The sequence below is a fragment of the Flavobacterium selenitireducens genome (genome assembly GCF_014748335.1).
GTDB lineage: Bacteria > Bacteroidota > Bacteroidia > Flavobacteriales > Flavobacteriaceae > Flavobacterium > Flavobacterium selenitireducens.
In genome coordinates this window covers 142,667-156,023 of sequence record NZ_JAAVIY010000008.1, presented here as the reverse complement: position 1 = coordinate 156,023, position 13,357 = coordinate 142,667, and the positions used below count along the sequence as shown (strand labels likewise).

At 49.0% G+C, this 13,357-nt stretch carries 13 protein-coding genes; 6 read left to right on the top strand and 7 right to left on the bottom strand.

Features of this window, described 5'->3' with window-relative positions:
- Positions 1-38: 38 nt before the first annotated feature.
- Positions 39-2,048, top strand: a complete 2,010-nt coding sequence (locus tag HC229_RS12755) for a hypothetical protein (protein ID WP_191020881.1) — start codon at positions 39-41, stop codon at positions 2,046-2,048.
- A 1-nt stretch (position 2,049) separates the two neighbouring features.
- Here the strand turns inward: HC229_RS12755 and HC229_RS12750 are convergent, their stop codons facing one another.
- A complete protein-coding gene (locus tag HC229_RS12750; RefSeq protein ID WP_191020905.1) occupies positions 2,050-2,376 on the bottom strand; it encodes a hypothetical protein in 327 nt (108 codons plus the stop codon).
- A 29-nt stretch (positions 2,377-2,405) separates the two neighbouring features.
- Between HC229_RS12750 and HC229_RS12745 the strand changes: the two genes are divergently transcribed.
- The 5 genes from HC229_RS12745 (at position 2,406) to HC229_RS12725 (ending at position 7,239) form a co-directional block, all read left to right on the top strand.
- On the top strand, positions 2,406-2,585 hold the full coding sequence (locus HC229_RS12745) for a DUF5522 domain-containing protein (protein ID WP_191020880.1): 180 nt from the start codon (positions 2,406-2,408) through the stop codon (positions 2,583-2,585).
- Complete coding sequence (locus tag HC229_RS12740) at positions 2,582-4,576, top strand: urocanate hydratase (RefSeq protein ID WP_191020879.1); 1,995 nt, start codon at positions 2,582-2,584, stop codon at positions 4,574-4,576. The genes HC229_RS12745 and HC229_RS12740 overlap by 4 nt, the downstream gene beginning before the upstream one ends.
- Position 4,577: 1 nt before the next feature.
- Positions 4,578-4,748 (top strand): hypothetical protein, encoded by a 171-nt coding sequence (locus HC229_RS12735; RefSeq protein ID WP_191020878.1) that lies wholly within the window; start codon positions 4,578-4,580, stop codon positions 4,746-4,748.
- Between the two features lie 10 nt (positions 4,749-4,758).
- Positions 4,759-5,292, top strand: coding sequence for a DUF4136 domain-containing protein (locus tag HC229_RS12730; RefSeq protein ID WP_191020877.1), 534 nt, complete (start codon positions 4,759-4,761; stop codon positions 5,290-5,292).
- 189 nt (positions 5,293-5,481) lie between these two features.
- Positions 5,482-7,239: an aromatic amino acid hydroxylase gene (locus HC229_RS12725; protein ID WP_191020876.1), complete on the top strand. Its 1,758-nt coding sequence runs from the start codon at positions 5,482-5,484 to the stop codon at positions 7,237-7,239.
- Positions 7,240-7,274: 35 nt separating this feature from the next.
- Here the strand turns inward: HC229_RS12725 and HC229_RS12720 are convergent, their stop codons facing one another.
- The 6 genes from HC229_RS12720 to HC229_RS12695 all read right to left on the bottom strand — a co-directional run bounded on the left by HC229_RS12720 (position 7,275) and on the right by HC229_RS12695 (position 13,252).
- A complete protein-coding gene (locus HC229_RS12720) occupies positions 7,275-7,895 on the bottom strand; it encodes a DUF4230 domain-containing protein (RefSeq protein ID WP_191020875.1) in 621 nt (206 codons plus the stop codon).
- 41 nt (positions 7,896-7,936) lie between these two features.
- Positions 7,937-8,587 (bottom strand): response regulator transcription factor, encoded by a 651-nt coding sequence (locus HC229_RS12715; protein WP_191020874.1) that lies wholly within the window; start codon positions 8,585-8,587, stop codon positions 7,937-7,939.
- Positions 8,588-8,819: 232 nt separating this feature from the next.
- Positions 8,820-10,748, bottom strand: a complete 1,929-nt coding sequence (locus tag HC229_RS12710) for a tetratricopeptide repeat-containing sensor histidine kinase (protein ID WP_191020873.1) — start codon at positions 10,746-10,748, stop codon at positions 8,820-8,822.
- A gap of 165 nt (positions 10,749-10,913) precedes the next feature.
- Positions 10,914-11,411, bottom strand: a complete 498-nt coding sequence (locus HC229_RS12705; RefSeq protein ID WP_191020872.1) for a DUF6252 family protein — start codon at positions 11,409-11,411, stop codon at positions 10,914-10,916.
- A 92-nt stretch (positions 11,412-11,503) separates the two neighbouring features.
- A complete protein-coding gene (locus HC229_RS12700; protein WP_191020871.1) occupies positions 11,504-12,454 on the bottom strand; it encodes a GSCFA domain-containing protein in 951 nt (316 codons plus the stop codon).
- A gap of 60 nt (positions 12,455-12,514) precedes the next feature.
- The gene (locus HC229_RS12695; protein ID WP_191020870.1) at positions 12,515-13,252 is read right to left on the bottom strand and encodes a hypothetical protein; all 738 of its coding nucleotides are present in this window, start codon (positions 13,250-13,252) and stop codon (positions 12,515-12,517) included.
- Between the last annotated feature and the right edge of the window lie 105 nt (positions 13,253-13,357).

Genomic DNA, 13,357 nt, shown 5'->3' with positions numbered 1-13,357 from the left:
TATATTTATTACAATTAGTCTAACGAATTTAACTGAATATGAAGAAGAACTACATGTTTTTGGCGATTATCACATTATATTCTATATTTTTTTCACAGGCTCAAGTTGGTATCGGGACGACCACTCCTGAAGGCGCTCTCGATGTCAGTTCTGCAACGAACGGGATTCTCGTGCCGAGAGTTGCCCTTAGCTCAAAAATCGTGTCGGCTCCCGTCGTCAATTCAAACGGAGGCGGAATCCCCGTCAACGGCACCTTGATATGGAATACGGCCACCACAGGAGTCGCGCCGAACAACGTCTCGCCCGGCTTCTACTATTGGCAAGGGACTTCGTGGAGGGAAATGGGAAGCAGCGCAACGGGAAACTTGTGGGCGCTCCCGGGAAATGCCGAAACCGATCCCGCAAATAGCTTCGTAGGCACCACAGATAGCCAGGAACTGCGATTTCGAACCGCGAACGTGGAAAGAGCCCGCATCGAAACCGACGGCGACATCGGGATTGGAGGCGCGCCTAACGCATCCGCAAAACTAGACATCTCCGCCACGAACAGAGGACTGTTGATACCACGCGTCGCGTTGACGGCAAAAAATGTTGCAGGACCCATTACAGGACCCGCCACATCGCTTTTAGTCTACAATACGACCGCCGCCGGAACGTTTCCTCAAAACGTCGTGCCGGGATTCTATTACTGGACGGGAGCAGCATGGAACGAAATCGGAAATGTGTCGACTACGCAATGGGCGCTACTGGGAAACTCCGGCACTACGCCTGCCACTAACTTTGTTGGGACGACTGACGCCCAGGACTTGAGATTCAAAACCAACAGTGCGGACCGCTTTAACATCGGGACAAATGGACAGCTTACTTCGTTCGGGACCGGTTCGGTCAACGGACCGACGTACAGCTGGAATGGAACAGGCAATGCCAATACCGGGATGTTTCTTGCCGCTACGTCTGCAATCGGCTTTGCGACCAACGGACAAGAGCGCTTCCGGATTCCGAATGCGGGACAGGTACACGCAATGACCGCCGGAACCGCCGCTCTCCCTTTTTATTCGTTCAACGGAAATACCGGGACGGGCGTTTGGAGTTCGGCAGCGAACATCCTCAACTTTTCCACGAACGGCCAGGAACGGCTGCGCATTCCGAATGCCAATCAGATACATGGCGTAAACGGCGGGACAGCCGGGCTCCCATTCTACTCCTTTGCTACCGGGACAACTACAGGAATGTGGTCATCGGCAGCGAATATCCTCAATTTTTCCTCGAACGGTACAGAACGCGCAAGGATTCTCGCAAATGGCAACTTCCTTATCAACACGGTCACCGGCAATTCAAAACTCGATGTGGACTGGGGAAGCGCAGCATACGATGTCGTGCTGGGAACGAATACAAATGTTGATGGAACAGGAATCAACGGAATAGGCGACAACGGCATTTGGAACGGGCTTGTCGATGGATCAGGAGGAGCGTTTTCCGGTGAACATACGGGCATCTTTTCCTACTTCGACACCTTGCTCGAAAGCGGGTCGGGTCTTATCGTCCAGGATGTTTTTGACGAACAGTGGAATGTAGGACACTGGGATGAAATCGGCGGACTGTATTTCAAGATACTCGGCACCGGCACCGTGAGCACGATCGTCAAAAACGTCGAAAATGAGCGCGTCGTGATGCATTGCGCGGAATCTCCGGAAAGCTTGTTCGAAGACTACGGTATAGGCGAGCTCGTGGGCGGAAAGGCGCATATTAAAATCGATCCGACATTATCCAAAAACATAAGGGTCGACGACACCCATCCGATGAAAGTCTTCATCCAGCTTGAAGGCGATTGCAACGGCGTTTATGTGACCAACAAGTCCGCACAATCGTTTGATGTCGTGGAGTTGAAAGGCGGAACCTCATCGGTAAAATTCTCCTATTCGATCGTCGCAACGCGTGCCGATGAAAAGCACGTTACCGACACAGGCGTGGTAAAAACGGCGCATTACGGCGGCAGGTTCATTCCCGCCCCAAAACAAGCTGAAACGAAACGTCAGCGAGTGAAGTAATTCAGATATAGTTCACGAAAAACCAAAAAGCCCGCGTCTTGAGATAGTCCGGGCTTTTTTCGTTTGCATAAGCCTCGCGCTCGAAACTGATGTTGCGGTAAGCTAACTTCCGGTCTTTGTAGTGCGCAAGGCGAATCAGGTATTCCAGACCGTACCAAACAAAAAACGGAACAACCAGCATTTCAAGTTGCTGACGCAGATGGATCCGCTCGTGAGCGATGGTCGACGGGTTGTTTTTTTGCACGTCGGACGCAAGCAGGACGAACGGCCACAGCGCAATCCCGACAAATCCCTTTGGAATTAAATATTTCGCAACCACAACTATCATTGGTTTCAAATATCCTAAATTTGTAGCTAATGAACGGGCAAAACCAGGCAAATAAATTGATTGAAGGCGAAGATTACTATCTGACGCCCGAAGGCTTTAAGGTTTTTACGGAGAAATTCCACCTCAAACGCGGCCATTGCTGCCGAAGCGGTTGTCGCCACTGCCCTTACGGATACGATAAAAACACCAACACATTCCGCAAAAAATGACATTCCAGGAACAGATTTCAGAAGGCATTCCTTCGACGTTGCCACATCCAAAACCCTACGAGGCGCATATCAACCACGCACCGAGACGGAAGGAGATTTTGTCCGGCGATGAAAAGAAACTCGCACTTCGCAACGCGCTTCGGTATTTCGACAAGAAAGACCACGCGCAACTTGCAAAGGAATTCCTCGATGAGCTCAGTACTTACGGACGCATCTACATGTATCGACTGCGCCCCGATTACGAGATGAAGGCGCGACCGCTTCAGGAATATCCGGGAAAAAGCGACCAGGCCAAAGCGATCATGCTGATGATACAAAACAACCTCGATTATGCTGTTGCGCAACATCCGCACGAATTGATTACGTATGGCGGAAACGGGGCGGTTTTTTCAAATTGGGCGCAATATCGGCTTACGATGAAATACCTGTCCGAAATGACAGATGAACAGACACTCGTGATGTATTCCGGACACCCGATGGGACTTTTCCCTTCACACAGCGAGGCGCCGCGCGTTGTCGTGACAAACGGAATGATGATCCCCAATTACTCCAAACCGGACGATTGGGAAAAGTTCAATGCGCTCGGCGTGACGCAATACGGCCAGATGACAGCAGGAAGTTATATGTATATCGGACCTCAGGGAATTGTGCACGGCACCACGATTACCGTAATGAATGCGGGCCGTAAAATCGCCAAAAACGGAGAAGACTTATCCGGAAAACTGTTCGTCACCTCGGGCCTTGGCGGCATGAGCGGCGCCCAACCGAAAGCCGGCAACATCGCCGGAGTCATTACCGTTTGCGCCGAAGTCAATCCCAAAGCGGTTCAGGTTCGGCATGCGCAAGGTTGGGTCGACGAAGTGATTTCCGACCTTGACGAACTCGTTTCACGTGTAAAATCCGCGAAAGCGAACAAAGAGACAGTGTCAATCGCCTACGAAGGAAATGTCGTAGAGGTTTGGGAAAAATTCGATACGGAAAAACTATACATCGATCTGGGTTCCGACCAAACCTCGCTTCACAATCCCTGGGCGGGCGGCTACTATCCTGTGGGCGTTCCGTTCGATGAAGCGGTCGTGATGATGGCCGAAAATCCCGACCTGTTCAAGGTAAAAGTGCAGGAGTCGCTGCGCAGGCATGCATCTGCAGTGAACAAGCACACCGCAAAAGGCACTTATTTTTTCGATTACGGAAATGCGTTTCTTTTGGAATGTTCGCGAGCCGGAGCCGATATTTTTGCGGAAAACGGCATCGATTTCAAATACCCGAGCTACGTCCAGGACATTTTGGGCCCTATGTGTTTCGATTACGGATTCGGGCCTTTCCGATGGGTTTGTACCTCGTGCGATCCTGAAGACCTGGCAAAGACCGACGCGATCGCACTTTCTGTTTTGGAAGAGATGGCCCTAAATGCTCCTTCGGAGATCAGGCAACAGATGGAAGACAATATCCGTTGGATAAAAGGCGCGCAGCAAAACAAACTCGTCGTGGGTTCCCAAGCGCGCATTCTTTATGCTGATGCCGATGGACGAACCAAAATTGCGGAAGCATTCAACCAGGCGATCTCGAAAGGGGAAATCGGTCAGATCGTTCTGGGCCGCGACCACCACGATGTTTCGGGCACGGACTCGCCTTATCGCGAAACTTCCAACATTTACGACGGTTCTCGTTTTACGGCCGATATGGCGATACAGAACGTCATCGGCGACAGTTTTCGAGGAGCGACCTGGGTAAGTATCCACAACGGCGGTGGCGTCGGCTGGGGAGAGGTCATAAACGGCGGATTCGGCATGGTTCTTGATGGTTCCGAGGCCGCTTCCAAACGCCTGAAATCCATGCTTTTCTGGGACGTGAACAACGGAATTTCCCGACGCAGCTGGGCCAGGAACGAAGAAGCGATCTTCGCCATCAAACGAGCGATGGAACACGAGCCGTTGCTCAAAGTGACGCTTCCGAATATCGTCGACGACGGTTTACTTGAAAACATCTGACATGCAAAAACTCAACAGCATATCGCTACTTGTAATGGGAACAGGATTTCTTCCGCTGGCAATGGTCATGGAGAATATGTTCCTCAAGTGCGCGGCCCTGTTGATTTCGATTGTGCTCAACATCATAGCGATCGTCAGGAATTTCAAGGAAAAGCGCGAAAACAACCTGTAAATTATCTGCTATGAAAACTATACATTTTTTACCCATTTTCCTGACGTTCGTCTTCTTTGGATGCTCGTCCGTTCGCGTCAACACGGACTACGACAAGAACGCCAATTTCACCGGTTACAAATCCTACGCCTTCTACAAGTCCGGGATCGATAAAGTCGAAATTTCCGACCTGGACAAAAAACGCATTATGCGCGCGATCGACGAAACCATGACCGCCAAGGGTTTTTCAAAAAGCGAAAATCCTGACCTTTTGATCAACATTTTTACAAAAGCCCGCCAACAAGTAGATGTCAATACGTTCAATTCTGGCTGGGGCTATGGTTGGGGATGGGGATGGAATCCGTGGATGTACGGCGGAAACACGTCCGTGAACACGTATACCGAAGGAACATTGTTCATCGACCTCATCGATGCCAAAAAGAAAGAACTGATTTGGCAAGGCGAAGGGGAAGGCGTCCTGACTAAAGACACGGAAAAAAAGGAAAAGCGCATACAGGAGTTCGTGGCGAAAATCCTTGCGCAATATCCGCCGAAGGAAAAATAAGAATGCGGTTGGACGCTACTATCGCGTGATTTTTATCTTTCTTTTTAGCAAACCTCAGAGGTTTTTAAAATCTTTGAGGTTTGTCATTTACGGCAATTTTCAACTTCGAAATGAGGTTTTTTATGATTTCATTTCTCGCGAACTCTTGAGGATTTCGTATTTTTACCGCAACCCAAGTGAGCATTTTTTATGAATACCGACTTTGAAAGCAATCCGTTGATTGACCGGCTTCCCGAACATCTCAAACAATTCATCAAACCGCAGGATTATCGCGATTATACTCCGATCAACCAAGCCGTTTGGCGATATGTGATGCGCAAGAATGTCGACTATCTTTCAAAAGTCGCGCACGAATCGTATCTCGAAGGGCTGCGAAAAACGGGCCTTGAAGTCGACTCTATTCCGAATATGTACGGCATGAACCGTATTCTCAAAGAAATCGGATGGGCGGCCGTAGCCGTAGACGGATTCATACCGCCGAATGCGTTCATGGAATTTCAGGCTTACAACGTTTTGGTGATCGCGTCGGACATTCGCCAGCTCGAAAACATCGAATACACACCGGCTCCCGACATCATCCACGAGGGTGCGGGTCACGCCCCGATCATCGCCAACCCGGAATATGCGGAATATTTGAGACGCTTCGGGGAAATCGGTTGTAAGGCGATATCGTCAGGCAAGGATTATGAATTATACGAGGCAATCCGCCTGCTTTCGATCCTGAAAGAGGCAGAAGGTACGCCTCAACAGCAAATCGATGCCGCCGAAAAAGCGGTTGCGGACCTCCAAAACAACATGGGTGCCGTCTCCGAAATGGCGCGCATACGCAATCTGCATTGGTGGACGGTGGAATACGGTCTCATCGGGACGGTGGAACACCCGAAAATTTATGGAGCGGGTCTCTTGTCGTCAATCGGCGAAAGCGCCTGGTGCATGACCGATGAAGTCATCAAAATTCCATACGACATCGCAGCCGCAGACCAAAGTTTCGACATTACGAAGCCCCAACCTCAGTTATACGTCACACCTGATTTTGCCCACTTGAACCTCGTGCTCGAGGAATTCGCGAACGGAATGGCGCTGAGAACCGGTGGCCTGACGGGCGTTCAAAAACTGATCGACTCGAATGCAATAGGCACGATCGAACTTAGCACAGGATTGCAGGTTTCAGGCGTGTTTACGAACGTGATCGAAAATTCCGGGAAACCGGTCTACATACAAACGACGGGCAAAACCGCATTGTCTTACCGCGAGAAAGAACTCGTAGGCCACGGAACCGATACACATAAAGACGGATTCGGGTCGCCAGTGGGCAAATTGAAAGGCATCAACCTGTCGATAGAAGACATGAGCCCTCGTGACCTGCGGGCATACGACATATACGAAGCAGAAACCGTCACCCTCGAATTTGAAGGCGACATTACCGTAACCGGCGAAATCATAACGGGTTCGCGCAACCTCCAGGGCGAAATCATCCTGATCAGTTTCCGAAACTGTACCGTGACGCATAACGACCAGGTACTGTTCCGTCCTGAATGGGGCATTTATGACATGGCCGTCGGTAAAAAAATAGTCTCGGCATTTTCCGGACCGGCCGACGTGAAAAGTTTCGACCTGGTCACGCACGTTCCGTCCTCCAAGACGATAAAAGCCCGGGAATCTGCCGAGAGAAGTCAGCTTGAAGCACTTTACCAATCGGTTCGTGACATTCGCGAAGGGCGTGATTCGTACAAGAACCTATCGGACATTTTCGAGGATTTGTACGCCAATCATCCTGGCGACTGGTTGCTTCCGATAGAAATCGTCGAGCTTTTGCACCACTCCGATCAGGATGGACTGAAGCAGCAAGTCCTGCTCCATCTGGAGAACATCAGTGAGAAGCGTCCGAAAGTTGCTCATCTGATAAGTGACGGCCTCGAACTGATACTCGAAAACCAAAAAGTATAAGACTGAAAGTCATCCCGAAACGGATGGCTTTTTTTTTAACCTTTGATGCCGGCCGTCAGTTGTTCTTCGGTGGCAATTTCGGCTCCGTCGTATCGCAACGTCCAGCCCATGGTGTTGGTAAGGATCAACATTTTTGACAACTCGCTTACCAATCGGTTTTTGGCATTAGACTTTAGCGTTGAGTTGTTTATTTTCTTTTCCAGGCTCGCCTTGACGGATTTGTTGATCTTGTTGTAATCGTCGCCCGTGAACGGATTCATGCTGCTTTGGTCGATATCGTAAAACTTGATGTCAGGTGAAATCTTGATTTCCTCTTTGGGAATGTTTGTGATCGTGACGGTTTTGGACTTTTCGTCGATCTGATATTTGACCTGGCGCAAATCGTAAGAGACAGTCACGTCAGCATTCACGACCAACAACGCCTTCTTTCGAAACGAAAGCATGTTCATAAAATAACTTTGCTGGTCTTTGTAAGTGAGGACTTCGGAAAAATGGCCTTCCGTAACCACCAATTTACCGACGTTCACTATTTGTTGCTGGATCAGGTTCGTATCCGATTCCAAAGACGAATCTTCACCTTTGAAATCGCAATAACGGTAGGCGAGCAAAAAACCTATAATACAACAACTGATAAACAAAATGCGGCGGACGGTCATCTTTTTTTCTTAAAGATACGAAATCCCTGACGTCCGAAAAACTAAATCAGGTTGCTTCGCTTGGCTTTCTGCACTGCCTCGAGCTTGTTGTGCACCTGGAGTTTGGTGTAAATATTTTCGATGTGTTTGCGCACCGTCCCCGGCGAAAGAAAAAGATTTTCGGCAATATTGTGGTAGTTCAGCCCTTTGGCAAGCTGTTCCAAAACCTCAATTTCCCTTGTCGAAAGTTTAACGTCCGCCACCTCGGACCGACTTCCGAAGTCAACCGGATTGCGCAACAATTTCAAAGTCTTCAACGCAATCGACGGGTTCATTGCCGCGCCTCCATTCAACGTTTCGAGAATCCCCTGGTGCAAATCATTTGGGTTGACTTCCTTTAACAGATAGCCGTCGGCACCGGCCTTTATGGAATTGAAGATATTTTCGTCGTTGTCGAATACCGTAAGCATGATGATCTTCACATGCGGATATTTTGCCTTTACCGCCGCGGTTGCTTCCACGCCGCCCATTACGGGCATTTCGATGTCCATCAGGATAAGGTCGACATTGTGGTTGATTTCCAGTTTTTCGAGCAATTCCACACCGTTTGATGCGGTAAGCTTTACGTGCAGATCCTCAAAAAACGAAAGCTTTTCCTGTATCGCCCGGATCAGGAAATTGTTGTCATCCGCGATAGCGATTTTAATGTTCATCAGAACTAAGGTAAGGTTTCAATCAATAGAAAAGCACGTAGGCCAAATGGAGCGCAATAACGAAAAGCACCATAAAAACTAGGCCCCAGAACTTGACTCCGATGATTTGCTGTTGGGATTTCATAACTTGGGATTTGGCTACGAAAGTCCAATAAATCAAGCAGCTGCGCAATACGCCATTTGACGTATTTAATTTCCATCAAACGAATGGATATTCATTTACTAAAAACAACTATTTCTTGCAAAATCCCGGAATCTCGATCGTGATGCGGGTTCCACTTCCGGAAGATTCGAGCGACAGGAATCCGCCCAAGGCCGCGATGCGCTTCTTCATATTGACGAGCCCGCTTCCTTTTGATGTCAGGGCGGTGTCGAAACCCACACCGTTGTCCTCGATGCGCAGCTGAAGATCGTCTTGCTTACAAGCGATGTATATCGCGATCTTGGTCGCATTCGAATATTTCATCGCGTTGTTCACGCCTTCCTGAACACTTCGGTAGAGGTTCATTCCGCCAACCGAAGTCAGCCGCAGGTTGTCGAGCCGCTCGTCGATGTTGAATTCAAATTCGATGTCTTCTTTGGCGCCCCTGGCCTTCTCTATGAAATTGAAGATCCGGATGCGCAAATCCTCGAGCGCGATTTCGGCCATGTCCATCGCCCAGATCGTGTCCCTCAACTCGACAATCGTCGATTTCGTGAAATTGTTGATACTGTTGAGTTTTTGCTCGAGCCTGGAATCTTTTAAGTCGAACGCGTATCGCAAATTGTCCACCGATGAAATGATGAACGTAAGCTGGGCGCCGATATTATCGTGAAGGTCGCGCGAAATCTCGAGACGTTGCTCCTGGAGCTTGTTTTGGGTTTCGATCTGGGCAATGGCAGTTTTGAGTTCGTGTTCCTGTTCCATTTGACGGTTGCGAAGGCGCTGTTGACGGTAGATAAAAAATCCGACGAGGCCGATGAACAAAGCGGCAAGTGAAATGACGCCAATGAGGTTGTTGCGCCTGTGAACTTCCTTTTCCTTTTTGAGCAGCTGGAGATGGTTTTGGGCGATGATCTTTTCTTTCTTCTCCGTTTCGTGCACGATCTTGAACTCCGCCATGGCCGCTTCCCGCTTTTCGTTCATCAGCGTTTTGTACAAGTCGAGATAGCGGTTTTTGGCCGCGAGGGCCTGCGGATATTTCCCCCAACCCTGATACAATTCTCCTAAAATTTCCACCGACTTGATCAGGTTTACCTGGTTGTTTATGGTTTCCAGCATCGAAATGCTTTTCAGCGCATAACGTTCGGCTTTGGCGAAATTCCCTTTTTTGGACTCGAGGCTCGCCAGATTGCTGTAAGTATCGGCAATTTGCTTGTCGTCACCGATGACGAGGTCGATTTTAAGCGTTTCGTTGAAATAAAATTCGGCGCTGTCAAGCCTTCCTCCGAACAAATGGCACATCGCCTTGTTGTCAAGGAACGGCACTTTCAGTTTGGGCGATTTGATACTGTCCGAAATTCGGATACCCTCTTCATCTATCCTGAGCGCTTCCGGATATTCTCCCGATATTCCATGCACGTTGGCCAACGTATGGGCAGCGTTGAGATAGGTCGGCTGCCATTTTTGGTTCGCATAAACATCCATTGCCTTGCGCAAGTGCTCCTTTGCGAGGGCGATGTCGTTCTTTTGCATATAAACCTGGCCGATGTTGCCATTGGTCATCGACATGCCGCGCAAATCCCCATGCGTTTCGAAGATGCGGAGCGCCTCAAGCAGATTGTTGAGCGCTTTGGGATAATCGCCGGTTTGTTTGTAGTAGTTTCCGAAACCTGTGCGAACGCGTCCTTTTAGCGTATCGGTATCCGAATTTTTAAGCAACCGCATGGCGTTCTCGAACGATTTGTAACCGAGTTCATACTGGGCGCGGTTCATTTGCTCGGAACCTCTTGCGATAAGCGCCATCGCTTTAAATTCGTTTTGTTCGGACTTCGTCATCGATTCGAGTTTACCGGCGAAGACCGACATCGAATCGACGGGTAACTTGCTAACGTCCTTCATTCGCCTGAACTCGGCTATGACCGCTTTTTGGTTAGCGGTGAAACCTGTCGCTTTAGACGCTGTCTTTTGCTGGCATCCGAATATCAGCAACACTAATCCGATAATTCCCAAATTCTTCATCCGGCCGAAATTTAATGCAATATAGAAAATCTTGGATATGCGCTTCGATACAGCCTCAGGCAGAGTGTGATTGCGGTTCCGACAAATCAGGTCCGGGAAAAGACGGTGTCCGGAAAACGCAAAAAACCGGGACGAATCCCGGCTTATAACAAATGGCAATTTGCATTAGTTCTGCATAAAAATCCCGCGGAATTTCCCTGTCGTCACCGTTTTCGAGGACGCGCAATTTTCATCTTGTTTCCCCGTAAAGCTAAAAGTGCCCTCGATCATTTCTTCGTCCAGTTTGGTAACCGTGACGGTTCCGGTGGCTCCGGCGCAATCGCTGGTGTCGTAACTGATGTTGTTTTCAAAAAACGACAATACGTTGTCTGTGTCGGGCCCGACTTCAAAAGTACCTTCGCCGGTAACGTTGAACAATCCTATGGTCATGTTCTGCAGCTCGGCGTTCGAGCCGCCAATTTGGTAAAACGTGCCGTTCCTGACCGCTACAACGGTAGATTGGCCCATCACGGCGGCCTTAAAGTTTGCCCCGTCAACCTTCGATGTCAAAAAAGACCCGGAACCGCCTCCGGATCCGCCGGCATCATCGCTGCTGCAGGCCGCGGCGAGTGAAACTGCCAATGCGATACATGTCGTTTTGGCGATGAACTTGATTTTCTTCATAATGGTGTTGGTTAGGTTAATTACAGATTCGTTTAAATTTCTACAAATCTGCAAGTAACCGGAACCGCCTGCAATACGACATCTGCCGTATTTTAGCCCAAATCGAGAAAAGGCAGCCGCTTGCGAAGCGTTTCGATCTTCTCGCGTACCGTCGACCGGAATTTATTGTGCTGTTCGGAATCGGGTTCGAACGGACGATGGGCAAGCGCCTTGCGGATGGCGTCCACCTCCGACATATCGTCGGCACACGCATCAGCAATCCAGGAAGAAACGAACCGTTCCCAAATGTAATCGATCGCGACCTGGTTCGGGTGTATCATATCTGAAGCATAAAATCTATAATCGCGTAATTCGTCCATTACAATTTCGAAAGAGGGAAAATAATGGCAATTTTCGCGTTTTTCGATGGAGGCGTGCAAACCGGAAATCAGGTGGGACTTACTCCTCTGATTTTCGACGAACCCATCTTTTAGATGCCTTACAGGAGAAATCGTAAAAATAACGTGCGCACCCGTGTTCAGGTTGGCGATCACATCACACATGGCGCTGACGGATCGCGAAACCGCTTCCGGCGCGAGCAATTCCTTCGAAAATTCCCGTTGGGGCACTTTATGACAATTGGCGACGAATTCACCCGAGCCGTTGTTTCGGTACACCCAGGCAGTTCCAAGCGTGATGACGATATGAGTCGCTTCCCTTAGTGTTTCGGATGCGTCCGACGTGATCTGATTCAGTGTTGTGATCAGGCTTTCCTTGTCTGGTGAAGACAGCCCGGAATGGACGTCGAAGCAATGCCAGCGCCCGTTGTGGAAGAAAACATCCGATCCATCGAACACTTTTCCGTCACAAAAAAACCCGAACGCCTTTTCCAACGCAAGCGGATGAAACAAAATCCCGAACGGATTCACGACGTTGCGAAACTGGAAATGATCGAGCTTTTGCGCGATGTTTTCAGCAAAACACGATCCCATGGAAAATAGGCGGGAATCGTAGGAGATCGGGAAACCAGATTTACTGATTGGAACCGGAGTGGTAAATTGCATAAAAAAAGCCGTCTTAGAATGTATCGTCGGACGGCAAAAATAAGCATTTCCGGACCAGGCTTACTGGTAAAAATAATTTGTAGTCCAACCCGTAGGCTGCCAATTGTTGTCCATTTGCATCATCGTGATCGGATAGCCGAGTGAGTTGTAAGTATATTCGTAACCGTAAGTCGCCTCTTCCCCATTGAATTCCTGGCGGATGGTCACCACGTTGTGATGTACGGGATAGGTGTCGCTTCCCAAGCTTTTCAGGTAATTGAAAATCCATCTCCCGACGCCTTGGTCCGGAACGTTTTTATCGTCGTGGGTAAAAAAGAACGAACTCGATTCCCACTGTTGCGTATCGGAATTTTTTCGGGTGATGTCTTTTCGGACGACTTCTTCGTTTTCAAAATACAGACGGCGCATTTCGTTGACCTCCCCATTGGTTTTCTCTTCGCAATCGACGGTTCCGTCAGCATTGTAGACGTAATCCGTGCGGTATTCATTTCCGCCTCCCGAATAGTAAGCGGCAAGCAAACGATCCTGGGAATCGTACTCGAAATGCTGGAAGTTATTGCCGGAACCCAATTTTGTAATCAGGTTTCCTGAGAAAAAATATGATGTCGATCCCGATCCCGTAATTTGCTTGACCTGTTTATTGCCGCTGTATTGCAGACGGACGGTCTCGATCTGGTCGCCAAAATCCAGCACCACTTTTTTGAGGCGCGAGCCTTCGGTTGAAACGCTTGAGGAATCGTCGGACGTGCACGCGGTCAATGCAGCGGAACAAATCAAAAATAACAGTAGTTTTTTCATGGTTTAGGCTTGGCCGAAAATAAGATTTTTCCTTAAACTGCAAAAGCAGCCGCAATAAAAAAATCCGACCTCTTTCGAAATCGGATTTTTATATTTTTAATTGAC